We start from the raw sequence: 25,279 nt of genomic DNA on the forward strand, positions 1-25,279 counted from the left end.
CCTGGTGGCGGGAAACGGTAGGGAAAACCCCAATATGTTTTCCGGGTGGCCCGGCCTAGCGTGTGCCTCGTTTGGATCCAGTGATGCATGTGGAGGCGCCTTCATGCCCACCGCCCCCGTCCCGGTCATAGAGGCGGTGCAGGGTTTCGTTCCGAGCCGGTCGGTCGCCATCGAGGAGGTGGCCGACCGGATGGGGATCAACCGGCACCAGCTCCGCGTCTTCCAGCGCGTCCACGGCCTGGCCCGGCTGCCCATGGACCCCGACCTCGACCTGATCGATCTGCTCGGCACGCCGGCGCGGGCGCTGCTCACGTCAGCGGCCGACCGGGACCGGATCCGCTACCTGATCTACGCGCACACCGCCCCGGACGTCGCGCCCTCGCACATCAGCACGGCTCAGGAACTCCGCCGGAGGCTCGACCTGCCCAGGGCCGAGGCGTTCGCGGTCACCCAGCAGAACTGCGCGAGCGGGCTCGCCGCCGTCGACGTCGCCGTGCAGCTCCTGCTGGCGGACGGCGACACGCGGCAGCGCGCGCTCGTGGTGACCGGCGAGAAACCCTCGTCGCGAATCTTCTCGGTGATCGCCAACACGACGCTGATGGGGGAGGCCTCGGCCGCCTGCCTGGTCGGCGTGGCGGGTGCCGGGCGGCGTATCCGCTCCTACACGGTGCGGACGCGCGGCGAATACGCGCAACTGTATCGGCCGCCGCCCGACGTGCTCGCGGACTTCTTCACCTCCTATACGCCGACCGTTGTGGACACCCTGCGCCAGGCCATTCGTGAGGCGGGCCTGAGCCCGCGGGAAATCACGATGATCGTGCCGCACAACGTGAACAACTCGTCCTGGCGGAGCGTAATCAAGGAGTTGGGATTCGGGGCCGAGAGAATATATCTCGACAACGTGCCCCGATATGGCCACTGTTTCGGATCGGATCCATTCTTGAATCTCGCCAGTATGCGCGACGAGGGCGTGTTGGAGGACGACGGCGTCTATCTGCTCGCCGCCGTCGGCCTCGGCGCGACGTACGCCGCGATGGTGATCGGCGGATAAGGGGCACGCTGTGACACGTGAGAGCACGGACTACCTCCGCCGGCTGAAGGCCGCGTTGACCGGGGATCCGGCCACGCCGCTGGCGTTCCTGTGCAACTTCGAGGTGGAGACCCAGTGGGCGCGGCACCACGTCGGCCTGCCGGCGCCGGCGGCGGCGCCCACGGCGGTGGTCCAGCGGATGGAGGAGCTCGGCATCCTCCTCGCCGGGCCCGACGACCTCATCGTCGTCAAGAACGCGCCGGACGAGGGATATCTCCGCTACCTCGCCGAAGACCTCGGGGTCGGCCTCCCGGCGGTGCTCGTGCCGGAGCGGACGAGCGAGGACCGGCCGACCGCCGAGGACCTGCTGAACTCGCCGCTCGCCCTCGATCGGCTGAGCCGTCTCGGCCGCCTGGGGACACGGCTGATCCCGATGGGGACCTCGGAGTCCGAGGAGAAGCTCGCGGTATCGGCCCAGGTGCCGCTTGCCGTGCCGGACGCGGCGACGTTCGAGCGGGTCAACAGCAAGATCTACAGTCGCCGCGTCACCGAGGAGCTCGGGCTGCCCGCGGTGCCCGGATGGTGCTGCGAGACGCTCGGCGAGCTGCGGCAGGCCCTCGCCGAGGCCGCGGCCGTTCCGGGCTCGGTGGTGGTCAAGGACGCCTACGGCGTCTCCGGCAAGGGGCTGGTCGTACTCGACACCCCGGCGAAGGCCGACCGGCTGCTGCGCCTCGTGGAGCGGCGCGCGGCCCGCACCGGCGACGACCGGCTCGCGCTGGTGGTCGAGCGCTGGATCGACAAACGCGCCGACCTGAACTACCAGATCACCGTCGACCGCCGTGGCGGCGTACGGCTCGACTTCGTCAAGCAGGCGCTGACCGAGCGCGGCGTCCACCAGGGGCACCTCATGCCCGCCGACCTCAACGCCGGCCAGCACGCGCTGCTGCGCCACGCCGCCGCGGAGGTGGGCGGCCGGCTTGCCGCCGACGGGTTCTTCGGGGTGGCGGGCATCGACGCGATCGTCGGGGCCGACGAGCGGGTGCATCCCGTCCTGGAGATCAACGCCAGGTTCAACATGTCGACCTATCAGGGCGGGATCACCGAGCTGTTCCACCGGCCCGGCGACGTCGCCCTCGCCCGGCACTACCCGGTGCGGCCGGCGGGACCGATCGGCTTCGACGACCTGCGCCGGGCCCTTGGCACGCTGCTGTCCCCGGCGCCCGGCGGCCGGGTCATCGTCACCTGCTTCGGCACCGTGAACGCGGGCGCGACGAACACAGGCGCCGTAAACACGGGCGCCGCCGACGCCGGGGGTGACGGCCCGCGGCACCAGGGCCGGCTCTACACCCTGCTCACCGCTCCTGACCACGACCGGCTCGCGGCGCTCGACGGGGCCGTCCGGGCCGCGCTCGCCGGTGTGATACAGCCCAGGGAGGACTCATGACCGACGCGTTCACCGTGCAGGGCATTCCGGTCACCGATCTCGCCGACCGGTTCGGCACGCCCCTGTACGTCTACGACGCCGAGGTGCTGGCCGACGCGTACACGGAGCTCCGGCGGCGTCTCCACCCCGCCGTCGACATCTTCTACTCGGCCAAGGCCAACCCGAACGTCAGCGTCTGCGCCGTCATGCGGTCGCTCGGCGCCGGCCTCGAGGTGTCCTCCCTGGCGGAGCTCGCCACGGCGCGGTGGGCCGGCACGGCCCCCGACGACGTGATCTTCCTCGGGCCGGGCAAGTCCGAGGAGGAACTGCGGGCCTGCCTGGAGTACGGGATCGCGGCGGTCGTGTGCGAGTCGCTCGAGGAGCTGGAGACGCTCGACCGGCTCAGCCCGCCCGGGCGCCGGGTCCTGCTGCGGGTCAATCCGGCGTTCACCACCAAGGGCGCCCGCCTGTCGATGGGCGGCAAGCCCCGGCAGTTCGGCATCGATCACGAGATGCTGCTGGGCAGCGGATCGGCCCTGCGCGCGCTGCGCAACGTGCGCGTCGCCGGGATACACGCCTATATGGGCACCCGCATCCTCGACGCTGACGGGGTCGTCCAGAACACCGCCGGCATCCTCGCCGCCGCGCGCGAGCTGAGCGCCGAGCTCGGCTTCCCGCTCGAGACCGTCGACATCGGCGGGGGTCTCGGCATCGCGTACTTCGAGAACGAGAAGGACCTCGACCTCGATCGGCTGACCGACGGGGTCAACGCCGTCGTCGGGGAGTTCGCCGCGGAACACCCGGGCTGCCGGGTGATCATGGAGCTCGGCCGCTACCTGGCGGGCCGCTGCGGCATGTACGTCGTCCGGGCCAGGTACGTGAAGCGCTCCAAGGGGGAGTGGTTCGTCGTCACCGACGGCGGGATGAACCATCACATGGCCGCCGTGGGGGTGGGCAGTTTCGTCAAACGGAACTTCCCCATCCGCTCGATCGACCGCCACGGCGAGCTCGCCGACCGCATGTACACCGTCACCGGCCCGCTGTGCACCCCCGACGACGTGCTCGGCCGCCGGGTGGCCCTGCCGGAGGTGCGGCCGGGCGACCTCATCGGCGTCGAACGCTCGGGCGCCTACGGCCCCACCTCGTCACCGGTGCTGTTCCTCAGCCACGGCTATCCGGCCGAGGTCCTCGTGTCGGGCGCCACCGCACATCTGGTCCGGCATCGCGACACCGTCGGCGACCTGCTCGGCAGGCAGGTCCTGGTCGACCCGCCGGCCCCCGGGCCGGATCCGGTGACGGTGACGGGCACCGCGCAGACAGTCCCAGAGTGAGAAGGGAAACCCCCAAATGAACCGATCCGAGATCGTCACCGCCGTCGTCCGGTCCATCGGTGAGGTCCTCCAGCGGGAGGTGACCGACGTGACGGAGGACACCCGGCTGTTCGACGACCTTCAGCTGGACTCCACGTCGATCCTCGAACTGCTCATGGCCGTGGAGGACACGATGGACGTCGAGGTCGACCCCGAGGGCCTCGACATGGACAGCTTCCGCACCATCGGCACCCTGGCCGACTATCTCCAGGGGCTGGTCGACCTGGTCGCCACCGGAAACGCCGGCTGACGCACGGTCATGGCCCTGTCATTGGAGACCGCGGTCGCGCACGTGCCGCGAGCCACTCGTTCGTGCCACTTCGAACCCGACATCGTCGAGTTCAACGAGACGGTGCTCGCCCCGCACGGGATGCGTTTCGACCCGTCCTACGCGGCGGGCGGGGGCAACCTGACCTTCCTGGATCTCGCCGAGGGGGCGCTGCGGGCGGCCCCCCGGGTGCCGGCTCCCGACCTGCTGATCGTCGCGTACGCGCTGCCCGACCCGCACGCGCCGGAGAAGACCCTGGCGGCGCACCTCGGCCACGTGTTCGGCGGCCGGTCCATCAGTTTCGCGGTCTCCGAGCAGGGGCTCGGCGCCCCGTTCACGGCGCTGCGGATCGCCGACGCCTACCTGGGGTCCGGCCGCTGTCACAGCGCCGCCGTGCTGATCCTCGAACAGACGACGTTTCCCTATCCGGAGCCGTTCGTCCAAGACGGCGACCTGGTGGACTCCGCGGTGCTGCTGGGGCTCGGATCCGGCGGCGGCTGGCAACTGGCCGGGCTCGCCTCGGCCGGCCCGCACGCCGGGCTCGCAGCCCTGCTCGACGAGCCGCCGGGCCTGCCGGGCGGCCGCGACGCCGGCGACCGGCTGACGGTGACCGGTTCGTGGGCCGACCCGTCCGGCACGGGGCCGGCCGGGCCCAAGGCCCACCGGGCGCCGCCCGGCTCCTACTGCACCGGTGTCTGGCTGGAGTTCGCCAGGCACCACGCGGAGTGGGCCGGCAACTACCGGACGATCGTGGTCGGCGACACCGATCCGCGTACCGGGACGAGTCACGTCGCCACGTTCGTCCGGCGCGAGACCGCCGCCGGGAGCGGCGACCGGCCGGGGGAGCGCCGATGACGGCCGGCGGTCCGGGAGACTACCCGGCCCTGCTCGACGCGTTGCACGCCGACATCGCGCCCGGCCGGTTCGTCGCCTCGCCGTCCGGACGGGTCCTCGCCTCGGCGGAGGCGCTCGGCGCGGCCGGGGCGGGGCGGTTCACCCGCTTCGGGCTCGCCTGCGTGCCCGCGCCCACGGGCAGCGCCCGCGACGACGTGACGGCCGGCCGGTTCGCCGAGGGGCTGCTCACGCTGCAGCACACGGTGCTCCGCCGGACGCTGACGCACACGATCGCCCGCCTCGGCGAACGGGTCAGCGAGGGCACCAGCCTGCTGGCGCGGCCCCAGCTCCAGGCCGATCTGGCCGATGTCGCGATGGAACTGCAGGAGGACGCGGCGGAACCGGCCGAGGAGGCCGGCCGTGACGTCCGCTGGGCCCGCCACGCGCGCCTGACCCGGACCGGCCGGGTCCTGCTCCGCCTCCTCGGCGGGTACAGCATGCTCGCCGAGGGGCCGGGCGCCGATCTCTACCTGGCCGAGGTGGCGGGGAACGTCTACCTCCAACCGGAGCCCGGCGACCGCCTCCGGCCGGAGACGGGTGATGACGATGCCTGAGACCGTCCGGAGCGCGACGTCCCACGGCCCGCGCCCGCGCGGTGAGTGGACGGACGCGCTCGAACACTTCCTCCGGGAGGCCGCGCGGGACCTGCGCGCGCCGGGCGCGGCGCTCGACGCCGATCCGGACGCCGTCCACCGGTTCCTCCACCTGCCCGCGGTGCGGCTCCAGCAGCACATGCTCACCCCGGCCCGGTACGCCCGAGACGAGGATCTCCTGCCGCGGTACGTTCCCGCCGAGGCGTCGTGCGCCGAGTGGATACTCGCGGCGGAGTGGCTGGCCTACGGCGACCCGGGCATGACGCTGGCCAGCCCGGGGCCCGCCCTGTCGACCGCGGTCCTGCGGGCCCTCGCCGACGACGCCCAGCGGGACTGGTTCTTCACCAGGACCTCCGACTGGCCCACGTGGGCGTTCTTCGCGCTGACCGAACCCGCGAAGGGCTCGGCGGCGACCGAGCTCACGGCCCGCCTCGACGCTGCCCCCGGCGGCGACGGCTGGGTGCTGACCGGCGAGAAGATGTACATCGGCAACGGCGCGCACGCGCGGGTCGGCGTGGTCTTCTGCCGGCGGGCCCCGGGGCCCTGGGGCATCGAGGCCGTCATGGTCGACACCGCCGATCCCGGTTTCCACGCCGAGACGCTCCCGCTCGTCGGGCTGCGCGGCGCGCGGATCAGCCGGTTGCGCTTCGACGGCGTGTACATCCCGCCCGAGCGGGTGCTGGGCCGCCACCGGCCCCGCAGCCGCCGCGGACTGCAGGGCGCGCTGCAGGCCATGCTGTGGTTCCGGCCAAGTGTGGCCGCCTTCGCCCTGGGCGTCGGCCGGGCGGCCTGCGACTACGTGCTGGAGCAGCGCCCCGCCCTCGCGGGCGCCGGCCGTGCGGAGGTCGACGGCCTGCTCGACCGGTCGCGCCGGCTGCGCCGCCTCCTCCACGAGGTCGCGGCGGAGATCGACGCCGGCTCGCCCAACACGTTCCGGGTCAGCGGCGTCAAGATGCGCGCCGCGTGCCTCGCCGAGGACGCCACGATGCTGGCGGCCCGGCTGCTCGGCCCCGCGTCGCTGATCGAGCATCCGTGGCTGGACAAGGTCTACCGGGATGTGCGCGCCTTCGAGTTCATGGAGGGCACCGGGAACATCCACCGCCGCGGCGTCTTCCAGGGCCTGTTGCGAGACGACTACTTCACACCGCGGGACCGGGACGACCGTCCCGGCCGCGCCGTCGAAGGGGTGATCTGATGCGGGTGGGTGTCGACCTGATGTCCGTCGACGAGCTGGACCGGCTGCGCGCGCGCCGCTGGTTCGACGGCTACGCGTTCGCACCGGCCGAACTCGCGGCGGCGGAGGGCCTGTCTGAGGGGCGCGGAAGGGAGTTCCTGGCCGGCCGGTTCGCCGCCAAGGAGGCCGTGCTCAAGGTGTTCCGGATGGGGCTGTTCCAGGGCGTCGCGCCGCGCGAGATCGTGGTCGCCCGCGCCTCCTCCGGAGCCCCCGAGGTCACGTTGCACGGCGCCGCGCGCACGGCCGCCGACGCGGTCGGCGTCCGCCACGTCGACGTTTCCATCACACACAAGGGTGACCTGGTCGTCGCCGTCGCGGCGGCCTGGTCATGACTACATCGGGAGCGGCCGTGCCCATCATCCAGGCCACCGGGCTGACCCACACGTTCACGGTCGGCGGCCGGACGGTCGAGGCGGTCCGGGGCGTCGACTTCGAGGTCCGTCCCGGTGAGATCATCGGTTTCCTCGGGCCGAACGGCGCCGGGAAGACCACCACGCTGCGCATCCTGACGACGCTGCTCAAGCCGACGGCGGGCCGGGCCACCGTCGTCGGGGTCGACGTGAACGCCGACCCCGCCGGAGTCCGCCGCCGCATCGGCTACGTCGCGCAGTCCGGCGGCACCGACGGCAACTGCCGGGTGGCGGAGGAGCTGATCCTGCAGGCGCGGCTCTACGGGATCGCGAGACACGACGCGGTGCGCCGTGCCGCGGACCTGTGCGACCGTCTCGACCTGACCGGGCTCGCGGACCGGCCGATGAAGACGCTGTCGGGCGGGCAGCGGCGGCGCACCGACATCGCGCTCGGGCTCGTCCACCAGCCCTCGCTGGTCTTCCTGGACGAGCCGTCCGTGGGCCTCGATCCGCAGAGCCGCAGCGACCTTTGGGCGCACATCCGCCGCCTGCGGGACGAACTCGGCACGACGGTCTTCCTGACCACGCACTACCTGGACGAGGCCGACGCCCTCTGCGACCGGATCCTGGTGATGAACCACGGGCGCGTCATCGCGGAGGGCACCCCCGACGCGCTCAAGCGGCGGATCTCCGGCGACGTGATCAGCCTGACCCTCGGCGGCGACGCCGACCGCGCGAAGGCGGTGCTCGCCGAGTGCCCCGGTCTTGACGAGATCGCCGTGTCGGGGCAGACCGTCCGGCTGACCGCGGAGGGCGGCGAACGCGCGCTCGTCTGGCTGCTGCGGACGGCCGACCGAGCGGACCTCGATCTTCGATCCGTCAACATCGCCCGGCCGACGCTGGACGACGTCTTCCTTGCCCTGACCGGATCGTCGCTCAGCGAGAACGACTCGTGACCGTGGCGCGGCGGCGGTCCCCGACCGTGGAGGAGCTTGCATGTCCGTCATATCCGAGAGCCTGCTGATCTTCACGCGGCAGATGCGCCTGTCGCTGCGCTCACCGGCGTGGCCGGTCATCGGCCTGTTCCAGCCGGCGCTCTACCTCGCGTTCCTCGGCCCGCTCCTGGTCAGGGTGGCCGGGGCCGGGGTCGACGGGCTGCCGGCCGGGGCCGCGTGGCGCTTCTTCGTGCCCGGCCTGCTGATCCAGCTCGGCCTGTTCGGCCCCCTGTTCGCCGGGCTGTCCATCATCGCCGATCTGCGGTCGGGGGTGTTCGAGCGGATGCGGGTCACTCCGGTGAGCCGGTTCGCCCTGCTGGCCGGCCGCGTCATGAGGGACACCGTGGTCCTGCTCGCCCAGACGGCCGTCCTGCTCGCCGTGGCGTACGGGTTCGGGCTGCGCGCCCCTCTCCCCGGCCTCCTGCTGATGTTCGTGTTCGTCGCGGCCATCGCGATCGGGCTGTCCGCCCTGTCACACGGGCTCGGCCTGCTCGTGCGCAGCGAGGAGTCGTTCACGCCGCTGCTCAACGCGGCCGCCGTCCCGCTGCTGCTCCTGTCCGGGATCCTGCTGCCGATGACGCTCGCGCCGCGATGGCTCGACGTCGTCTCCCGGCTCACTCCCTTCCGCTATGTCGTCGACGGCATGCGCACCGCCCTGTATGGCGACTACACCGGCTCGGTCGTCATGGCGGGCGCCGCGGTGGCCGTCGCCACCGCCGCGGTCTGCCTGCTGCTCGGCGCCCGCCTCTTCGCCAGGAGGAACACCTGAGGACACCGGTGACCGGGCCGGCCCGGACCCCCGGTCGTCACGGCAGCGTGCGTCGCGGCGGTTCGCCCAGCAGTTCCCGCAGCCGGCCGGCGCGCGGGTCGTCCAGCTCCTCGCAGATCCTGAGCGCCTCGCGCAGCGCCGACGTGGCGGCCGGCTCCTCGCCGAGATCGCGGCAGACCTCGCCGAGGTGGCGCAGCGTGGTCGCCGTGCCGTACCGGTCGCCCAGCTCACGCCGCACCCGCAGCGCCGCGCGGAGGAAGTGGACGGCCCGGTCCGCGCGGCCGGAGGTGTGATAGGCCACGCCCATGTCGTCCAGCACGCGGGCCTCGCCGTTCCGCTCGCGGAGCTCGATGAGGGGCGCAAGCGCGCCGGAGAGGAACCGGAGCGCCTCGTCGATCCGGCCCGTCTGGAGATACGTCTCGCCGATGTGAGTGAGCGCGGTCGCCGCGTCGCGTACGCGGCCGATCTCCCGGCTGAGGGCGAGGGCCTCCCGCAGCCGTTCGAGCGCGGCCGTCGCCCGCCCGAGCCGCCGCAGGACGTCGCCCAGATCGTTCAGGCAGGCGCACTCGGCCGCCCGGTCGCCGGCGCGGCGCCGGATCGCCAGCGCCCGCTCGCCGTACTCCAGCGCCTCCTCGAGGCTGCCCAGATCGCGGTGGATCGCGGCCAGCCCGCCCGACATCCAGGCCTCGCCGTCCTCGTCCCCGCTGTCCTGCGCGGCGGACAGCCCGGCCTGGTACGCGGAGACCCATTCGGCCCAGGGCCTGCGCAGGTCGAAATAGCTCCGTCCGGCGTTCGCCAGCCGCCAGGCGACGGCGCCGTGTTCGGTCTCGGCGGCGTGCCGGACGGCGACGGCCAGATTGGCGTGCTCGGCGTCGAACCAGCCGAGAGCCTCGCCGTAGCCGGTGAACGTGATCGGTCGCCGGCCGTCGTCCGGCGCGTCGATCCCGGCCCGGTGGCGCAGGGGATCGAGCCGCCGGTCGGCGGCGTCGGCGGCGTGCAGGTACCAGGTGAACAGCCGGCGTACCGCGGCGGACCGGTCCTCCGGGGACTCGTCGGCCTCGGCGCACTCGGCGGCGTACAGCCGGATCAGGTCGGAGAAGCGGTAACGACCGGCGGCGGCCTCCTCCAGCAGATGGACGGCGGCCAGCGCCTCGAGCAGGCGCCGCGCCTGGGAACGGCTGAGCCCGGCCAGCGCCGCGGCCGCCGCGACGCCGATATCGTCTCCGCGATGCAGGCCGAGCAGCCGGAACATGCGGGCGGTGTCGGCCGGAAGCGCACGGTAGGACCAGGAGAAGACCGAGCGGACCGCGGTCGCCTCGTCCTCGGTGGTGGCCAGCAGGTTCAACCGGTCACGGGTGACCGCGAGCTCGGTGGCGAGAGCCGCCAGCCGCAGCGACGGGCGTGCCTGGGCCCGTTCGGCCGCGATCCGGAGCGCGAGCGGGAGATAGCCGCACCTTCTGGCGATCTCCGCCGCGGCCTCCGGCTCTTCCGCGACGCGCCGGCTGCCGATGGCGTGCCCGAGCTGGGTCAGCGCCTCGAACTCCGGCAGCGGCGCGAGCACGACACGTGCGGCGCCGTCCCTGGCGACCAGGCCGGACAGCCGGCTGCGGCTGGTCACCACCAGGCGGCATCCGGCCGAGCCCGGGATCAGCGGACGCACCTGGTCGGACGTGGCCGCGTTGTCGACGACGATCAGCGTGCGGCGGCCGTGCAGAAGGGTGCGCAGCCGGACCGAGCGCGGCTCCACGCCGGCCGGTATGGCCGTGGGGGAGCACCCCAGATCACGGAGGAAGCGGGCGAGCACGTCGGCGGGCTCGGCGGGGGTGCCGGTCGGATCGAAGCCGCGCAGGTCGGCGAACAGGCATCCGTCGGGAAACCGGTGGGCGGCGCGATGGGACCAGTGGAGCGCCGTGGCCGTCTTGCCCACACCGGCCGGGCCGGAAATGATCAACATCTGATGGGTCCGCTGAGCGCCGTCGAGCTCGGCCAGCGCGGCCGCGCGGCCGGCGAAGGCGCGGGGAGCGGCCGGAAGCTGCGCCGGACGGCGGAAACCGTCCTGATGCCGCGGTCCCGCCGGCACGAGTTGGGTGAGGGCCCCATCGGCTCTGAGTACCTCGTCGCAGCGCCTGGCCACAAGGGGCGTCGGCGGGCGTTCACCCGTCTCGATTCTGCTCAAGTAGCCTTTGCTGTAGTGGGTCAACGCCGAAAGCGACGCCAAGGACAGGCCGCGTTTCCTGCGCAGGTCCCGAAGTGCGCTTCCAAACGACGCGTTGTCCATCGAAACCCCAGATTCGGCGAACTTCGAACCGGCAGCCTATTTAAGCACTTATTGCCTCAATCGCCATATTGGCACCGTCTGCACCGATTTCGGACTGTATGTTTTCAGCTTTCGGCTCTGTCGGAGATTCGGCGATTACAAACAGGTTCGTGTTATTGAAACGCCCAATGCGCGGCCGTCATGGACGACGCCGGTGCCCGGCAGCCGCCGTTCCGGTTCGCTGGACACATGGGTGGGGCGGGAGAGTCCCCGGTGGTCCGGGAGTCGCGGGCGTTCACGGAGGTGGGGACGGGGCGGAGGCACGGGAGGTCAATGACGCCGATACTCGCCGGGTGATGGCGGCGCTGGAGCATCTGGAGGCCGTCACGGTCCGCGGGGAGACGGCGGAGCCCACCGATCGGGGGCTGAGCGCGGTACGGAGGAGTCTGGGGGAGGCGGCTGCCCGCCGGAGGACCCGCGGCTGTGCCGCAGGCAGTAACTTGCGCTCCTAACTTAGGATGCTAATATGTAGACGTGAACCACTCGAAGAACCTCGGACTGGAGCTGCACACGCTGGTGTCACGCCTGGAGCGTGCCGGTGACCAGATTCTGCGCAGCGAGCACAACGTGTCGTACCGGCGGTTCATGGTCCTGGTCATGGCCGGTGAGCTGGGCGCGTCCACACAGCGGGCGCTGGCCGACAGCCTGGCGGTGACCGAGCCGTCGGTGAGCCGGATGGTCGCGGCCCTGGCCGACACCGGACTGCTCACCGTGGTGCCCGACCCCGCCGGCGGCAACCGGCGGCAGATCGCCCTCACCGACGCCGGCAGGGCGCTGGTCGACCGCGCCGGCACCGAACTGATCCAGCGGCTGACCGAGCTGGTCGAGTCGAGCGGCGTGCCGTTCGACGCCTACTTCGCGCACACCCGGCGGTTGAACGCCGCCCTGGAGGGGCCCGGCGCCCGTCCCGCACGTGACATCCCCCACGACCGTTAGGAACCCGTCATGTCCGTCTCCCTCGTCACGCACACCGTCACCTCCGCCGACGGCACCCAGATCGGCTACCGAACCGCCGGCGCCGGCCCGGGCGTCCTGGTCGTGCCCGGCGCGCTCAACGACGCCGACGACTACGCCGCGCTGGCCGACGCGCTCGCGGCCCGCTTCACCGTGCACACCGTCCAGCGGCGCGGACGCGCCGGCAGCGGCCCGCAGGGAGACGGGTACGGCATCGCGGCCGAGTGCGCCGACCTGTCGGCCGTGCGCGCCGCCACCGGCGCTCAGTACGTGTTCGGTCACAGCTTCGGCGGACTGGTGGCGCTGGAGGCGGCCCGGCGCGACCCGGGCATCACCAAACTGGCGGTGTACGAGCCCGGCGTCAGCGTCCAGGGCCTTTTCCCGACGGACTGGATCCCCCGGTACCGCGAGTTCCTCGCCCAGGGCCGCCCGTTCGACGCGTTCGCCGAGTTCGCCATCGGCACCGGACCGTCCGCGGCCCGCCGCAATCCCCGGTGGCTCATGGCCCTGATACTGCGAGCGGTGTTCCGCGGGGAGCGGCGAGCGAAGGTCTTCCGGTTGCTCGAGGCCAACCTGCGCGAACACGAGGAGATCGGCCGGCTCGACGACAGCTACCCCGGCTATCGCGAGGTGTCCGCGGACGTGCTGCTGATGGCGGGTGGCAAGAGCGACCTGCCCTACGTGCCGCCGGCCTTCGACCGGCTCACCGAGGTCCTGCCCGCCGCGCGGGTCCACACATTCGCCCGGCTGGACCACTTCGGGCCCGAACGGAAGGGCGCCGAAGTGGCCGAGGCGGTGTCCGCCTTCCTGCTCGGCTGAGGACGGGCCGGTTACGCCTCCTCGCCGAGCGCCGTGGTCATGGGGCGCGCGGAGTCTCCGTGTTCGGTCTCCCGTTCGGCGGCCAGCATGGCGTACCGTGCCGGGCGCGCGGATCGCATCCACAGGGCGTATCCGATCCCGCCCACGACGGCCACCGCGAACAGCGACGGCAGCATGTTGACCGTCGCCGACGTGGTCCCGGTGACGAGCGGGAAGTTGCGCAACAGCAGCACGACTGCGGCGACCAGACCGGCCAGCCCGAGCAGCGGACCGAGGCGGGTGCGCCACCAGTGCGCGTCCGGGCGGCCGCGGAAGAAGGCGAGCACCGACAGCGCGGCGGCGCCCTGCAGCACGACGATGCCGACGGTGCCCAGGCCCAGCATGCTGGTCGCCAGGTTGAGATAGGGGTCGAGGCCGGCGACGGCGAAGACGGCCCCGACGACCAGGGTGATCGAACTCTGCGCCACGCTTGCCTGGTACGGCGAGCCGTGCCGTGGGTGGACGGCGCCGAGCCTGGCGGGCAGCACGCGCTCGCGGCCGAGGACGAACAGATACCGGTTGCCGGCATTGTGTAATGCCAGTACGGCGGCGAACAGGCTCGTGCACAGGAGCACCTGCATGGCGACCGTGGCGTTCCCGCCGAGGTAGGTGTCGCTCAATAGGAAGAACAGGTCGCCGAGTTGCCTGCCCGCGGTGGCCGCGATCTTGTCGGGCCCGACCGCGCCGACCGCCGCCCAGCTCGTCAGTCCGTAGAAACCGGCGATGACGATTACCGACACGTATGTGGCGACCGGCACCGCACGGCGCGGGTTCCGGGTCTCCTCGCCGTACAGGGCGGCCGACTCGAACCCGATGAAGGAGATGAAGGCGAACATCAGGCCGATGCCCAGGCCCGGCGCGAAGACGTGATGCGGGGCGAACGAGGACGCCGGCAACGCCGACAGCCCCTTCCGCAGGAGTATGGCGACGTCCAGCAACGCGAGGATGCCCACTTCACCGATCATGAGCACGGTCAGCACCCTGGCGCTGACGTCGATCTGGCGGTAGCCCAGGTACGCCGCCAGCAGCCACGCGGCGAACGCCCACACCTCCCACGGCAGCGTGACACCGTGCGAGGAGGCGATCAGACCGGCGAAGTAGCCGAACGCGCCGCACAGCCCGACCTCGACGGCGAGATAGGAGATCACGGCCACCAGTCCGCCCGCGACCGCCGGCGGTCTGCCCAGACCGCGGGCCATGTAGGTGTAGAACCCGCCGGTGTTGACGATCCGGGTGCTCATCGCCGCGTATCCGACGGAGAAGCAGAGCAGGATGAGTCCGGCCAGGACGAACATGGCCGGCACGCCCGCGCCCGCGCCGATGGCGAAGGCGAGCGGCACCGTGCCGACCAGGGCGGCCAGCGGCGCCGCCGCCGCGACGACCAGGAATACGATCTTCCGCGTGGTCAGCGTCCGGCGTAGGGTTCCCACGCTGGACGCCTGGGAGGTCGTTGCGCTCACAGTTCCTCCTTCAGAGGGTCGCGCCGTGCGGCGGCGCCGCGGTCAGGCAGGGGTCGGCTGGTCCGCGAGCAGCCGGTTGAGGTCGGCAAGGGTCCGGTCGGCGTCCTGGGCGAGGTCGAGATTGTCCGGATCGGCGCAGAGCGCGCCGAACATCTCGACGACACGCCCGAGGGCGGTGCCGACGTCGGTCACGGGTTCGGTCGACATGGGGAGACTCCTCGATGCGCAACAGGTTGGGAGAAGGTCAGAGCGCGCCCGCGGCGCGGAAGATGTGCGTGAAGCCGGCGACGCTCGCTGCGCGCTGGAACCCGACGTACTCGGGGATCGTCAGGTCGGGCGCCCACTTGTCCTTGTAGGCGAGCTGGGTCTGCGCCGGGTACACCGCCTCGCCGTGCTCCCAGAGCAGGCCCATGAGCAGGCGGAACCCGGGGTCGTGGCAGGGCAGCTCGTATTCGGCGTGCAGGCCGCTGAACGGGGTGAAGCCGAAGTGGAGCCAGGCGACGCCCTCCGACCGGAACCTCTCGATGGCGGTGACGTTGATCGCCTCCATGATGCCGGGGACCCGGCTCGGCTGCCGCCGGCTCAGGTCGTGCATCCACCCGGCTCTGCTTCCGAACACGGGGGAGTAGGAGATGTAGCCGACGGGAGCGCCGTCGATCATTCCGATGAACATGCGCCGGTGCGGCTGCATGTGGTCGCCGTACTGGCCGACCAGATACTCCAACGGCTTGGCGTGCTCGCCCTTGCCGCGCAGCCAGACTTCGTCGATCTCGCGCAGTTTGGGGAACCAGGACTCGTCAGCGGTTTCGACGACGGTCAGCCCGGCGCGGAACGACCTGGACACCTTGTTGCGCAGCTGCATGAACCTCGTTCCGTGCAGCGAGAAGTCACCGAGGCTGCGGGCCCATGAGGCGCCGATCTGGTTGACCGTGAACCCGAACTCGGCGTAGATCTCCGCGTCCGCCCGCTGGAGCTGGACGCCGACGACGGTCACGCCCCGCTCCTCGGCGAACTCGAGGAACGCGCGGAGGAGTTCCCGGTATGAGTCCGGCGGTGCGAACGGACCGCCGAACTGGACGAGGAACCGGCCGGTGGGACGGTAGACGATCACGCCGGGACGGCCGGGCAGGGTGAAGTAGGAGTTTCCCTCGCTCACCGCGAGGAACGAGCTCGGATTGTCGGCGATCGTGAAGTCGCGGATGGCGGCGAGCGCCGGTTCCGCCGCCGTGACGGCATTGACCATGTGAGTGCTCCCGACGAGTCGACGAATAGGTTGTGGAGCTTTTCCGTCCAACCCATCGTATGAATTGTGGGAGTGGAATTCATCGGCCAAATTGGCTGTGTCAGCGATCGGTCAGCGTTTAATCAGCGGCAGCGGTCAGTATTTGTCTTACCGGCAGCGAAGAACGGCGAGTCCGTTCGGGAGCCGCCGGCGAGGAGAGGTACCCGAAGTGGTCCAACGGGGGCCGGGCCCTGGTCCGGCCGGGCGACAGCCTGCGCAGTGTTCGAATCCTGCCCTCTCCGCGGATCGACCGTACCCCGGTGTGCCAGCGGCCGCCGGGGTGCCGGCGTTTCCCCGATAACGGGGCGAACGCCAGTCGGATTTCGATTTTCCGGCGCCGGTTGACGCTCTTGCGGATGTCAGCGAAGCGTCAGCGATCGATCAGCGGCGTCCGGCACGATATGTGGTGTCGGCAGCGAGAGTCGCCGGCGAGGAGAGGTACCCGAAGTGGTCCAACGGGGGCCGGGCTCTGGTCCGGCCGGGCGACAGCCTGCGCAGTGTTCGAATCCTGCCCTCTCCGCCCGAAATGGTTATTTCGCCGAAGTCTGAGCGGCCGGCGAAAGGCGGGGAAAAAGCGCCCCGTTTTCTATTGCCTGGTGATCGGGCCCCGGAATCCGGTGTCCCGACCGGCCGCGGGGGCCACTACTCGGAATGGCTCGCGACGTGGGCCGGGTGGCCGAGCGCCCGGTGGGCGAGTTCGAGGACGACGCGCGTGACTTCCGCGGTGTCGATGGGAGCCCGCCGGCCGATGAGGTCGTCGAGGAGACCGTCGGCCGCGTGATAGATCATGCGGAAGGTCCAGTCGGGGTTGCGGCTGGCGAATACGCCGGCCGCGGCCCCGCGGGTGACGAACTCGCCGATCAGGGCCACCACGCGGGCATTCGACTCCTTGCACAGTTCCAGAGCCGTGCCGTTGGCCGAACCGTAGACCAGGCGGTGCAGCTCGGCGTGTCCGACCGCGTGCGCGATCAGCGCGGTCAGGAGCTCGTCGATGGTCGGCCACCACTCCTGTTCCTTGGCGAGGATCCGCCGGGTGGTGTCGACGAAGGCGGCGACGTACTCCTCCCACAGGGCGGCGAGCACATGGTCCTTGGTCTCGAAGTGCAGGTAGAAGCTGCCCTTGCCCATCCCCGCGGCGGCGGTGATGTCGGCGATCGTGGCCTCGGAGAAGCCGACCGTGGCGAAAACCTCGCGGCCGGCCCGCAGGATGTCGGCTCTGCGCGCGTCCGCGCTCTTGACGACGCGCTTGCGCTTGCCGGGAGTCGTGGCCGGTGGCATCGAGTCCGCCTCTCGTCGGCTGCCTGAACGAGGACATTCTATGACTGACCGTCGGTCCGTTGACTGACCGACGGTCAGTCAACTACTGTCGGCATGCGCGGGCCCCAAGTGGGAACCTCGCGTCGCTCATGGCCAGCACCCACCCGTTCCCGGCTACCGCGTCAACGCGAGGACGACATGACCACACCCGACCCGAAAGCACGCAGTGGCGGCGCTCTCCTGCTGACCTTCATCTGCATCGGCATCTTCATGGTCTACCTGGACTCCACGATCGTGAACGTCGCACTCCCGGAGATCCAGCGGGACCTGTCGACCGGCCTGACCCAGATGCAGTGGATCATCGACGCGTACGCGCTCGTGGTGGCCTGCCTCCTGCTGACGGCGGGCACACTCGGCGACATCTACGGACGCAGGCGCGTCTTCCTCATCGGCCTCGCCGGGTTCCTGGCCGCCTCGGCGCTGTGCGCGGTGGCACCGGACTACACCTTCCTGCTGACCGCCCGCGTCCTGCAGGGAGCCGCGGGCTCCATCATGATCCCGGTGTCGCTCGCCCTGCTGTCGGCCACCTACCCCCAGCCGGCCGCCCGCGCCCGCGCCATCGGCGTCTGGGCCGGAATCGGCGGTCTCGCCCTGGCCGCGGGCCCGGTGCTCGGCGGCGTCCTGGTGGACTCCCTCGGCTGGCAGGCGATCTTCTGGGTGAACATCCCCTTCGGCCTGGTCTCCATGGTCGTCCTGTTCGCCAAGCTGCCCGAGAGCAAGGCCCCCGCGCGTCGCCGCGCCGACGTCGCCGGTCAGATCGTCTTCGTCATCGCCATGGCCGGCCTGGCCTACGGCCTGATCGAGGCGAGCACCCGCGGCTGGAGCGACCCGGTCATCCTCGGCGCGTTCGCCGTCGCCGCAGTCGCCCTCGTGGTCTTCGTCGTCTGGGAGCTCAACCAGGACGACCCGATGTTGCCCATGAACCTGTTCCGCAGCCCGGTCCTCATCGTCGCCGGCGCGGTCAACTTCCTCGGGCTGTTCGGCCTCTTCGGCAGCATCTTCCTGCTCACCTTCTACCTGCAGCAGGTCAACGGCCTGTCCACCACCCAGACCGGCGTCCGATTCCTGGCACTGAACGTCTCCATCATGGTCTTCTCCTACCTCGCCAGCGTCCTCGCCGCCAAGCTCGGCCCCAAGATCCCCATTCTGATCGGCTCGGTGGCCAGCGCGGCCGGGCTCATCCGGCTCGCCGGCCTGGAACCCGGCACCGCCTTCGCCGGCTACTGGTGGGCGATGGCACTGCTCGGCGCCGGTGTCTCACTGGTGGGCGCCCCGGCCACCGTCGCGCTGCTGTCGTCGGTCCGCCCAGAACAGGCCGGAACGGCATCAGGCGTCTCCAACACCTTCCGCCAGGTCGGCAGCGTCTTCGGCGTGGCCCTCGTCGGCACGCTCCTGGTCCGCCACCTCAGCGGCGGCGTGCCCGGCGCCTTGGCGAGCGTGGGCCTGGACCCGGCCCAGCGCGCCCAGGCCGTCGGCGCCCTGTCCCACGGCGACCTGGCGTCGATCGGCGACCTTCCCGCGCGCTTCCAGGAGCCGGTCCTGCAGGCGGTCGCCCCGATCTTCACCGACGGCCTGCGCATCGGATTCACCGCCGCGGCCGTCGGCACCCTCATCGGGGGCCTGTTCGCCCTCGTCGTCCTCCCCGGCCGCAAGAAGCCGGCCCCCGCGCCGGCTGCCGCACCGGCCGCCGGCGCCCAGCCCGCCCCGCCGGCCACGGCGGCTCCTTCGGACACCGTGGCCGGCTGAGATGCCGTGATCGGCTGAGACGTCATGCGGCGGCCACCGCACTCGCGTGGCCGCCGCCTGCTTTCCCGCCCCCGACCAAGAAGGACCTCTGTGCGTACCGAAGATCTGTCGCAGGCCTACGACAAGCTCCTGTCCGTCGCCGGAGCCATCACCGACGACGACCCCATCACGGAGGCCGCCCGCACCCAGATCGACTGGGTGATCACACACATCGCGCTCAGCGACCGCATGCTCGCGGACACCGCGCGCAGCATCCTGAACGGCCGGGAAGCGTACGTCGACAACGCGTCGGCGATGTCCAGCACGACGATCGGCACCCTCGTCTCGACCAGTTCCCACCGCGACCGCGTCGACATGGCACGCCACAACGCACATGTGCTCATCGGCATCCTCGATGAGATGCCACAGGCCGCGGCCGACGTCGACGTCCGCACCCGGCTCGTCAACCGTGACGGCGAAACGGTCTTCGACGGATTTCTGGCCTGGGGCGACATCATCCACACACGAACCACTCAGCACATCCCGGGACACACCGCGACCCTGGCCAGGTTGACCGGCAACAGCAACCACGCCTGAGTCCGGCACCGGCTCCGCCGGGCATTCTGCCGGGATTCCGCGTCCGCTGTGGAGGTACCTATTCACCATCGGCCCACGCACTTAGCAGACCAAACGGATGGCCCGTTTCGATTCCATGGGGTAGCCGGCCGCCGCTCGTGAGGCTATGGTCAGGCAGTTCCGGTCAAGGGGTGAGTCAAGGCCGATGTCAAGACACGGGATTCCGCAGTCTCAGGTGGTTCTCGTGCGGCAGCAGTTCCGGGTCGTGAGCGAGAACGGCCCGCTCGTGGTTACGCAGCATCGGCGACGGATTGACGCCCAACTCCTCGGCCATCCGATTACGGATTTCCCGATATACGGATAGCGCGTCGACCTGGCGGCCGCATCGGTAAAGCGCGATCATCAGTAGTTCGCACAGCCGCTCGTTCAGTCCTTCGGCGCGAACGAGAGCGGTCAGTTCTGGAACGATGTAGGTGTGGGAGCCGCGCTTGAGCTCGTTGTCGAAGAGCAGCTCCAGCGCCGCCGTCCGGGAGGCTTTCAGCCGTGCGGCGGCGGCCTGCGCCATGGGCCCGACCACGGCTCCGCCGAAGACCGGGCCGCGCCACAGCTCCAGAGCCTCGCGTAGCCGGTCGGCGATGATGCCGGCGGAGGACGCCGGCTCGAGCCGTGCGCGGGCCAGCGCGTCGCTGAACCTGGCGGCGTCGACCTCTGCGCCGTCCAGGATCAGCCGGTAGCCGTTGGCCTGGGAGACGAGCCGGGGGCTCGTTCGTTCTCCCTCCAGCGACTGGAGCTTCCGGCGTAGCCGGCTGACGTGCGCCTGCAGCGCGTTCTCCACGGAGTTGGGAGGGTTGTCCTCCCACAGCTCCTCGATGAGGGAGCCGACGGAGAGAACCTTTCCCTCCGCCGCGATGAACGCCGCGAGGAGAGCGCACTGCAGACCGCCGCGAAAGTGAACTTCACGTCCGTTGCAACCAACGGTAAGCTGTCCAAGTACCAGGAATTTCATGGCCACTCCCTAACACTGTTAGGTAGACGCTCGTCGAGGATGGCGCCGCAGCGCTGCAACCGGCCGATTCGCCTGGGGGGCGGCCCATCGGCGATTTACTCGCGTGTCAAGTCGATCTGACGCCACGATTATTAAAAGAGTTTGTTTGTATGTCAAGGGATGTCCCTCTCTGTAAGACGGTGTCCCGACCTTCGCCCGCCACGCATCCGATCACGCAGAGCGATTAAGCGAGGGCATCACTCCGGTCAAACGAGAAGACCTCAATATTTTCTGCCGCCTGTTATTCGTCAGCCAATCGTCAGTCCATTGTCAGCGAAGCCCACCAGGATGATTCGCAGACGGCGGAGGGCGGTGCGGCCGTGCCGGTCGGCCGGTGGGACGGGCGGCATGGGGTCGTGAGCAGCGGACTTCCTGGCCGGGCCGCCGGTGCGGGCCCGGGACGCGCGCCTTCGCCCGCCGCGACGAACATGACGGAAGAAGACCTGTGATGTTGCTGGGACACGTTCGCCGGACACCCGCATTGATCATCGCTAACCCGAAGGCCGGAACCGACTCATTCCGGCTCGTGCCGGAACTGATCGATCGGTGTGCGAGGTTTCTGCCGGGCGTCGAGGTCCACCGGACCACCGGGCCGGGCGACGCCACCGCGGTCGCGCGGGCCGCGGCCAGTCGCTCCGGCGCCCACGACCGGCCCGGCCTGATCTTCGCGGTCGGCGGCGACGGCACGGTGCGGGAGGTCGTCGAAGGCCTGGCCGCCGCGGGGCCGGCGGACCCGGCCGAGCGTCCGGCGTTGATGGTCGTTCCCGCGGGGACCGGCAACTCCAACTACCTCGCCCAGTGGGGCGACCTGCCCTGGCGGGACGCTCTCGACGCACTGGCCGGCACCGTTGGCGGGCCCGAGCCCGAGATCCGGATGCTCGACCTGTGCCGCCTGACCGAGACCGGCGCGCTGGTTCTGCTGGGCGCGTGTTCCGGTCTGATCGCGCAGGCTCTGGTGTTCGCCCGCGACATCCCGCTGACTGGCCGGCCGCGATACCGGGCCGCGCTGGCGCAGGCCGCCGCCGTGTTTCGGCCGTATCTCGGGCGTGTCGAGGTCGATGGCGCCGTCGTGCACGAGGGCCCCACCGTCCTGGCGAACATCGGAGGCGGCCGTTACCGGGGCGGGCAGTATCAGGTGCTGCCACACTCGTTCCTTGACGACGGCCTCCTTGACGTCTGCGTCATCGGAGCGGAGACGGACCCGCAGGACGTTCCGGAACTGACACGCGACGGCGGCCACCTGGATCGGCCCGGTGTGGTCTACGCTCGCGGCAGACGGATCACCGTCAGCGACATCGGCGGCGAACCGATGTGGTTCGAACACGACGGCGAACTGCTCCCACGCGAGCATCCGGCCGTGACACTCGAGATCATGCCCGGCGTGCTGCCGACGGTCTGCCGGGGGGACCGTCCCGTTGGCTGAGCGCCTCCCCGGGTCCCCCGCGGCGCGCGCGCGTGCGGGAGAGAAGTCCGGATCAGAGCCGGCGCCGCTGGTCACGACGTTGACCGCCTGGGCCGCCGGGCTCCGGCTCGACCACGTGCCGGAGCGGGTCGTCGCCCTGGCGACCAGCCAGGTCATCGCCCAGCTCGCGGCCATCCGCGCGGGACTGCGGCACAGCGCCGGGGCCAAGCTGGTCCGTGCCTTCGGCCCGCCCCTGCAGCCCGACCCGCGCCGTTCCGCCGGCGTGCTGGCGATGCTCGGCTCCTGGCTCAACCTGGACGACACGGCGTACGCGGGGCACCTCGCTCCCTCCACGGTCGCGGTGCCGCTGGCATACGCGCACGCCGGGCGCCATGACGGCCGCGCGCTGCTCACGGCTGTGATCGCCGCGAACGAGTGTGCCGCCCGGATCACCGCGGCCGCCACCCTCGGCCCGCTGCGCGGTCAGAGCGCACTGCACACTCACCTCGCCGGCGCGGTCGCCGGCCGGTTGAGCGTCGAGCGCGCGCCGGCGGCCAGGTGGGCCGACGCGTTCGGCCTGGCGTTCGCCTCCCCTCCGTGGCCGGTGATGCACGCGTTCCTGGGCGGCGACGCCAAGCTCGTACACGTGCTGGCGCCGGTGCGCTCGGCGATGGACGCCTGCGACGCCGCGGCCGCGGGTCTGACCGGCATGCCGGACATCATGGAACACGCGAATGGATTCCTCGCCCGGTTCGCCACGACGCCGCTACCCGAGGTGATCACCGCGGGGCTGGGGCGGCACTGGCACACCGAGACCCTGTCGTTCAAGGTGCGTCCGGGCGGTCCCGGGATCGACGCCGCCGTCGACTGCGCCCTGGAACTGCACCCGCTGCTCGGCGGCGCGCCCATCGCGGAGGTGGAGGTCGCGGCGTCGGCCTACACGTTGTTCGCCGGCCGCCAGGCGGCTCGATATCTGGCCGGCCCTCGCACTCCGATCAGCGCCCTGCTGCTGTCGACCGCTTACCCGGTGGCCACCGCTCTGCTCACCGGCGATCTGACTGTCGAGGACTTCGACCTGCCGGCGATGCGGGACCCGGTGCGGTGGGCACTGGCCGACCGGATCCGGCTGGTGCACGATCCGCGGATGACCTCCGCGCTGCTCGGTTCGGTGGCGCCGTTCGGCGCGGCGCTCCGGCAGGCGGGCGAACGCGGGCTTCCCTGGCTGCGCGACTTCGCCGGTGACGAGATCGCCGCCCTGGCACCGCCGGGTGACGGCGGTCCACCCGACTTCACCTCCGCGAGCAAGGCGACGCCCGCCCGGGTCGTCGTACGGCTCGCCGACGGCCGGACGTTCAGCCGGGAGCGCGACATCCCGATCGGCTCGGCGGGCCCGGACACCCGCCGCCGGCATCGGGAGCTGGTGTCTGAGAAGTTCCTCGCCCAGGGCGGCGACCTCGCCGTCGCCGGCGAGCTGGGCGAGCTCGCCGAACTGCCGGCGGAGCGCCTCAGACGGCTGCTCGCCGAGGCGCTGCGCTGACCGGCCGCACACCAGACGCGCCTCCATATCAGACGACACATATCGAGCCATCCGGCGATCCGCGCTTTCCTTATTAGGTCGATATTCACCTTCTTTTAAAGTCAGAAATTCGTCAGCGCTTTGTCAGGTGACCCTGCCACTATTTTGCTGTCTTCCCTATAAGAGCCGGTTGTGCTCTGTGCGAGGAGCGAGTCGCGTGGCCTTTACTGGAGAATTGGAAGCGTCGAGCCCGGCGAATCGGGTCGAGTCACCGGACCGGCCCGCGGTCCGCAGTTACGACAACTACATCGCCGACCGGGACGTCGGCGGGGGCGGGTGGGTCTACACGGTCAGTGCCCGATCCCTGCTGGAGGACGTCTTCACCAGCGTGAGCGTCAAGCGGACGCTGGAGCAGAACCCGGAGTCGCCGACGGCGCTGCACCCTTACGTCGTGGGGCGCTGCGCGGTCGCCTCCGGCGAGGACGTCGACGCCGCGGTGGACGCCGCGGCGGCCGCGGCACCCGAATGGGCGAGTGTCCCGCTGAAGACCCGGCTGCGGCTGGGGGCGATGTTCCGCGAGCGGTTGCGGAACCATCGGGAGACGTTTCTGTCGCTGCTGATGGCCGAGGCCCACCCGCGAATGCTCGCCGAATGGGAGCTCTCCTGCCTCGAACAGGTATACAGCGAGGAAAGCTGCGGTTGGTACGAGCAGCAGATGTACGCCGAGTTCCAGCACGGCCCGCGGCGGCTCGTCGTACGCCGCAGCCCGGACGGCGTGGTGTGCATCAATCCGCCGCAGAACGCCCCCGCGCCGAGCGCCGCCCTCGCGGTGCTCGCGCTCATGGCCGGCAACGCGGTCGTGGTGCGCGCGCCGCGCAGCATCGCGCTGAGCACGATGTACACCGTGCGGGAGCTGATCGCCCCGATGCTGCGTGAGATCGGCGCACCGCCCGGCACGGTGAACGTCATCTGCGGCAAACCGCAGCAGACGATCGACCGCTGGCTGGCCCACCCCAAGGTCAACGACATCATGTACTTCGGGGGCAGTGAGGAGGGGCTGCGATTCGAGCGGGAGTGCGTCGCACGGGGCAAGAAGCCGATCCTCGAACTCGCCGGCAACGACGGGCTCGTCGTCTGGCGGGACGCCGACCTGGATATGGCAGCCGAGGCGATCACGGAGTGCTTCTACGGCTCCGGCCAGATCTGCATGGTGCCGAACTATGTGCTGGCGCATCCGGCCATCGCCGACGATCTGCTCGCCCTGGTCAGGAAGCAGGTGACGACCATCCGTCCCGGCTACCCGGACGACGACGGCGTGCTGCTGTCTCCGGTGCGCCGCAGTGAGAAGTTCTTCACGCTGCTCGACCAGGCCATTGGAGAGGGCGCGACGCTGGTGTGCGGCGGCCGGCGTATGGAGCTGGACGGCACACCGTCGGATACCGGTGTCTTCCTCGAACCCACGGTCGTGCGGGTCGACGGGCTCGCCGGCGCGCGGCGCTTCGACGTCGTCGCGCACGAGACGTTCTTCCCGCTGATCCCGTGCGTCGTCGCCGAGGACGCCCCCGACGACGTGCTGCTCGGCCGGTTCGTGGAGTTCATGAACGGCAACATGTACGGCCTGCGCAACTCGCTGTGGACCTCCTCACCGGACGTGACCGACTGGTTCGTCTCACGGCTGCACAACGGCGGGCTGTTCAAGGTGAACGACTCGCACATCGGGTTCCTGCCGTACCTGCCCAGTCACGGCGGCACCGGCCTGACCGGCGGGGCCTTCGGTGAGGCCAACTACCCGATGCTCAAGACCTCTCACATCCAGGGGGTCAGCAGTTGCTCCGGCATCCGGCCCAGAATCGCCGTGTTCGGGCGGTGAGGCGGCGTCCGGTGTCCGGCCGCTCCTGCCC

23 protein-coding genes and 2 tRNA genes are annotated in these 25,279 nt (G+C 70.9%); 19 read left to right on the forward strand and 6 right to left on the reverse strand.

The window, feature by feature from the left end; genetic code table 11:
• Window positions 1-103 precede the first annotated feature (103 nt).
• The 10 genes from JOL79_RS23600 to JOL79_RS23645 are packed head-to-tail and all read left to right on the forward strand — an operon-like array spanning window position 104 to window position 8,926.
• A complete protein-coding gene (locus tag JOL79_RS23600; RefSeq protein WP_210158079.1) occupies window positions 104-1,051 on the forward strand; it encodes a ketoacyl-ACP synthase III family protein in 948 nt (315 codons plus the stop codon).
• A 10-nt stretch (window positions 1,052-1,061) separates the two neighbouring features.
• A complete protein-coding gene (locus JOL79_RS23605; protein ID WP_210158080.1) occupies window positions 1,062-2,474 on the forward strand; it encodes a preATP grasp domain-containing protein in 1,413 nt (470 codons plus the stop codon).
• Window positions 2,471-3,784, forward strand: a complete 1,314-nt coding sequence (locus tag JOL79_RS23610) for a type III PLP-dependent enzyme (RefSeq protein WP_210158081.1) — start codon at window positions 2,471-2,473, stop codon at window positions 3,782-3,784. The genes JOL79_RS23605 and JOL79_RS23610 overlap by 4 nt, the downstream gene beginning before the upstream one ends.
• Before the next feature lie 16 nt (window positions 3,785-3,800).
• Window positions 3,801-4,073 (forward strand): acyl carrier protein, encoded by a 273-nt coding sequence (locus JOL79_RS23615; protein WP_210158082.1) that lies wholly within the window; start codon window positions 3,801-3,803, stop codon window positions 4,071-4,073.
• 9 nt (window positions 4,074-4,082) lie between these two features.
• Complete coding sequence (locus JOL79_RS23620; RefSeq protein ID WP_210158083.1) at window positions 4,083-4,946, forward strand: hypothetical protein; 864 nt, start codon at window positions 4,083-4,085, stop codon at window positions 4,944-4,946.
• Window positions 4,943-5,539, forward strand: coding sequence for a hypothetical protein (locus tag JOL79_RS23625; protein WP_210158084.1), 597 nt, complete (start codon window positions 4,943-4,945; stop codon window positions 5,537-5,539). Before JOL79_RS23620 ends, JOL79_RS23625 begins: the two co-directional genes overlap by 4 nt.
• On the forward strand, window positions 5,532-6,773 hold the full coding sequence (locus JOL79_RS23630; protein WP_210158085.1) for an acyl-CoA dehydrogenase family protein: 1,242 nt from the start codon (window positions 5,532-5,534) through the stop codon (window positions 6,771-6,773). The genes JOL79_RS23625 and JOL79_RS23630 overlap by 8 nt, the downstream gene beginning before the upstream one ends.
• Window positions 6,773-7,144, forward strand: a complete 372-nt coding sequence (locus JOL79_RS23635; protein WP_210158086.1) for a holo-ACP synthase — start codon at window positions 6,773-6,775, stop codon at window positions 7,142-7,144. The genes JOL79_RS23630 and JOL79_RS23635 overlap by 1 nt, the downstream gene beginning before the upstream one ends.
• Window positions 7,145-7,167: 23 nt before the next feature.
• The gene (locus JOL79_RS23640; RefSeq protein WP_210158136.1) at window positions 7,168-8,118 is read left to right on the forward strand and encodes an ATP-binding cassette domain-containing protein; all 951 of its coding nucleotides are present in this window, start codon (window positions 7,168-7,170) and stop codon (window positions 8,116-8,118) included.
• A 40-nt stretch (window positions 8,119-8,158) separates the two neighbouring features.
• Complete coding sequence (locus JOL79_RS23645; protein ID WP_210158087.1) at window positions 8,159-8,926, forward strand: ABC transporter permease; 768 nt, start codon at window positions 8,159-8,161, stop codon at window positions 8,924-8,926.
• 37 nt (window positions 8,927-8,963) lie between these two features.
• On the opposite strand, the gene JOL79_RS23650 is transcribed toward JOL79_RS23645, so the two are convergent.
• Complete coding sequence (locus JOL79_RS23650) at window positions 8,964-11,204, reverse strand: ATP-binding protein (protein ID WP_210158088.1); 2,241 nt, start codon at window positions 11,202-11,204, stop codon at window positions 8,964-8,966.
• A gap of 513 nt (window positions 11,205-11,717) precedes the next feature.
• On the opposite strand from JOL79_RS23650, the gene JOL79_RS23655 reads away from it, so the two are divergent.
• A complete protein-coding gene (locus tag JOL79_RS23655; RefSeq protein WP_210158089.1) occupies window positions 11,718-12,179 on the forward strand; it encodes a MarR family winged helix-turn-helix transcriptional regulator in 462 nt (153 codons plus the stop codon).
• Between the two features lie 9 nt (window positions 12,180-12,188).
• Window positions 12,189-13,016, forward strand: coding sequence for an alpha/beta fold hydrolase (locus JOL79_RS23660; protein WP_210158090.1), 828 nt, complete (start codon window positions 12,189-12,191; stop codon window positions 13,014-13,016).
• A gap of 11 nt (window positions 13,017-13,027) precedes the next feature.
• Here JOL79_RS23660 and JOL79_RS23665 read toward each other — a convergent pair whose 3' ends face one another.
• The 3 genes from JOL79_RS23665 to JOL79_RS23675 are packed head-to-tail and all read right to left on the reverse strand — an operon-like array spanning window position 13,028 to window position 15,758.
• On the reverse strand, window positions 13,028-14,515 hold the full coding sequence (locus tag JOL79_RS23665; protein ID WP_210158091.1) for an APC family permease: 1,488 nt from the start codon (window positions 14,513-14,515) through the stop codon (window positions 13,028-13,030).
• A gap of 42 nt (window positions 14,516-14,557) precedes the next feature.
• Window positions 14,558-14,722, reverse strand: coding sequence for a hypothetical protein (locus JOL79_RS23670; RefSeq protein WP_210158092.1), 165 nt, complete (start codon window positions 14,720-14,722; stop codon window positions 14,558-14,560).
• A 37-nt stretch (window positions 14,723-14,759) separates the two neighbouring features.
• A complete protein-coding gene (locus JOL79_RS23675; RefSeq protein ID WP_210158093.1) occupies window positions 14,760-15,758 on the reverse strand; it encodes a bifunctional lysylphosphatidylglycerol flippase/synthetase MprF in 999 nt (332 codons plus the stop codon).
• Window positions 15,759-15,951: 193 nt separating this feature from the next.
• On the opposite strand from JOL79_RS23675, the gene JOL79_RS23680 reads away from it, so the two are divergent.
• Both JOL79_RS23680 and JOL79_RS23685 read left to right on the forward strand, forming a co-directional pair.
• Window positions 15,952-16,039: transfer RNA gene (locus JOL79_RS23680), tRNA-Gln, on the forward strand.
• 190 nt (window positions 16,040-16,229) lie between these two features.
• Window positions 16,230-16,317: transfer RNA gene (locus tag JOL79_RS23685), tRNA-Gln, on the forward strand.
• 122 nt (window positions 16,318-16,439) lie between these two features.
• On the opposite strand, the gene JOL79_RS23690 is transcribed toward JOL79_RS23685, so the two are convergent.
• Window positions 16,440-17,075 carry a TetR/AcrR family transcriptional regulator gene (locus JOL79_RS23690; RefSeq protein WP_210158094.1) on the reverse strand — a complete coding sequence of 212 codons (636 nt, stop codon included), beginning with the start codon at window positions 17,073-17,075 and terminating at the stop codon, window positions 16,440-16,442.
• A 177-nt stretch (window positions 17,076-17,252) separates the two neighbouring features.
• Here JOL79_RS23690 and JOL79_RS23695 point away from each other — a divergent pair, with 177 nt between their 5' ends.
• Window positions 17,253-18,860, forward strand: a complete 1,608-nt coding sequence (locus tag JOL79_RS23695; protein ID WP_210158095.1) for a DHA2 family efflux MFS transporter permease subunit — start codon at window positions 17,253-17,255, stop codon at window positions 18,858-18,860.
• 90 nt (window positions 18,861-18,950) lie between these two features.
• Complete coding sequence (locus JOL79_RS23700) at window positions 18,951-19,436, forward strand: hypothetical protein (protein ID WP_210158096.1); 486 nt, start codon at window positions 18,951-18,953, stop codon at window positions 19,434-19,436.
• Window positions 19,437-19,623: 187 nt separating this feature from the next.
• Here the strand turns inward: JOL79_RS23700 and JOL79_RS23705 are convergent, their stop codons facing one another.
• Window positions 19,624-20,421 (reverse strand): AfsR/SARP family transcriptional regulator, encoded by a 798-nt coding sequence (locus tag JOL79_RS23705; RefSeq protein ID WP_210158097.1) that lies wholly within the window; start codon window positions 20,419-20,421, stop codon window positions 19,624-19,626.
• A gap of 487 nt (window positions 20,422-20,908) precedes the next feature.
• Between JOL79_RS23705 and JOL79_RS23710 the strand changes: the two genes are divergently transcribed.
• The 3 genes from JOL79_RS23710 to JOL79_RS23720 all read left to right on the forward strand — a co-directional run bounded on the left by JOL79_RS23710 (window position 20,909) and on the right by JOL79_RS23720 (window position 25,248).
• Window positions 20,909-21,883: a diacylglycerol/lipid kinase family protein gene (locus tag JOL79_RS23710; RefSeq protein ID WP_210158098.1), complete on the forward strand. Its 975-nt coding sequence runs from the start codon at window positions 20,909-20,911 to the stop codon at window positions 21,881-21,883.
• Complete coding sequence (locus JOL79_RS23715) at window positions 21,876-23,399, forward strand: MmgE/PrpD family protein (RefSeq protein WP_210158099.1); 1,524 nt, start codon at window positions 21,876-21,878, stop codon at window positions 23,397-23,399. The genes JOL79_RS23710 and JOL79_RS23715 overlap by 8 nt, the downstream gene beginning before the upstream one ends.
• Before the next feature lie 196 nt (window positions 23,400-23,595).
• Entirely contained in the window at window positions 23,596-25,248 is a 1,653-nt protein-coding gene (locus JOL79_RS23720) for an aldehyde dehydrogenase family protein (RefSeq protein WP_210158100.1), read from the forward strand.
• Window positions 25,249-25,279 lie beyond the last annotated feature (31 nt).

The sequence above is a fragment of the Microbispora oryzae genome, assembly GCF_017896165.1.
Lineage (GTDB): Bacteria > Actinomycetota > Actinomycetes > Streptosporangiales > Streptosporangiaceae > Microbispora > Microbispora oryzae.

Bases quoted from the DNA above. Each gene is read 5' to 3' on its own strand.
- JOL79_RS23600 (WP_210158079.1), top strand. From the start codon at position 104: ATGCCCACCGCCCCCGTCCCGGTCATAGAGGCGGTGCAGGGTTTCGTT.
- JOL79_RS23610 (WP_210158081.1), top strand. From the start codon at position 2,471: ATGACCGACGCGTTCACCGTGCAGGGCATTCCGGTCACCGATCTCGCC.
- JOL79_RS23615 (WP_210158082.1), top strand. From the start codon at position 3,801: ATGAACCGATCCGAGATCGTCACCGCCGTCGTCCGGTCCATCGGTGAG.
- JOL79_RS23620 (WP_210158083.1), top strand. From the start codon at position 4,083: ATGGCCCTGTCATTGGAGACCGCGGTCGCGCACGTGCCGCGAGCCACT.
- JOL79_RS23625 (WP_210158084.1), top strand. From the start codon at position 4,943: ATGACGGCCGGCGGTCCGGGAGACTACCCGGCCCTGCTCGACGCGTTG.
- JOL79_RS23630 (WP_210158085.1), top strand. From the start codon at position 5,532: ATGCCTGAGACCGTCCGGAGCGCGACGTCCCACGGCCCGCGCCCGCGC.
- JOL79_RS23635 (WP_210158086.1), top strand. From the start codon at position 6,773: ATGCGGGTGGGTGTCGACCTGATGTCCGTCGACGAGCTGGACCGGCTG.
- JOL79_RS23645 (WP_210158087.1), top strand. From the start codon at position 8,159: ATGTCCGTCATATCCGAGAGCCTGCTGATCTTCACGCGGCAGATGCGC.
- JOL79_RS23650 (WP_210158088.1), bottom strand. From the start codon at position 11,204: ATGGACAACGCGTCGTTTGGAAGCGCACTTCGGGACCTGCGCAGGAAA.
- JOL79_RS23660 (WP_210158090.1), top strand. From the start codon at position 12,189: ATGTCCGTCTCCCTCGTCACGCACACCGTCACCTCCGCCGACGGCACC.
- JOL79_RS23670 (WP_210158092.1), bottom strand. From the start codon at position 14,722: ATGTCGACCGAACCCGTGACCGACGTCGGCACCGCCCTCGGGCGTGTC.
- JOL79_RS23675 (WP_210158093.1), bottom strand. From the start codon at position 15,758: ATGGTCAATGCCGTCACGGCGGCGGAACCGGCGCTCGCCGCCATCCGC.
- JOL79_RS23690 (WP_210158094.1), bottom strand. From the start codon at position 17,075: ATGCCACCGGCCACGACTCCCGGCAAGCGCAAGCGCGTCGTCAAGAGC.
- JOL79_RS23695 (WP_210158095.1), top strand. From the start codon at position 17,253: ATGACCACACCCGACCCGAAAGCACGCAGTGGCGGCGCTCTCCTGCTG.
- JOL79_RS23705 (WP_210158097.1), bottom strand. From the start codon at position 20,421: ATGAAATTCCTGGTACTTGGACAGCTTACCGTTGGTTGCAACGGACGT.
- JOL79_RS23710 (WP_210158098.1), top strand. From the start codon at position 20,909: ATGTTGCTGGGACACGTTCGCCGGACACCCGCATTGATCATCGCTAAC.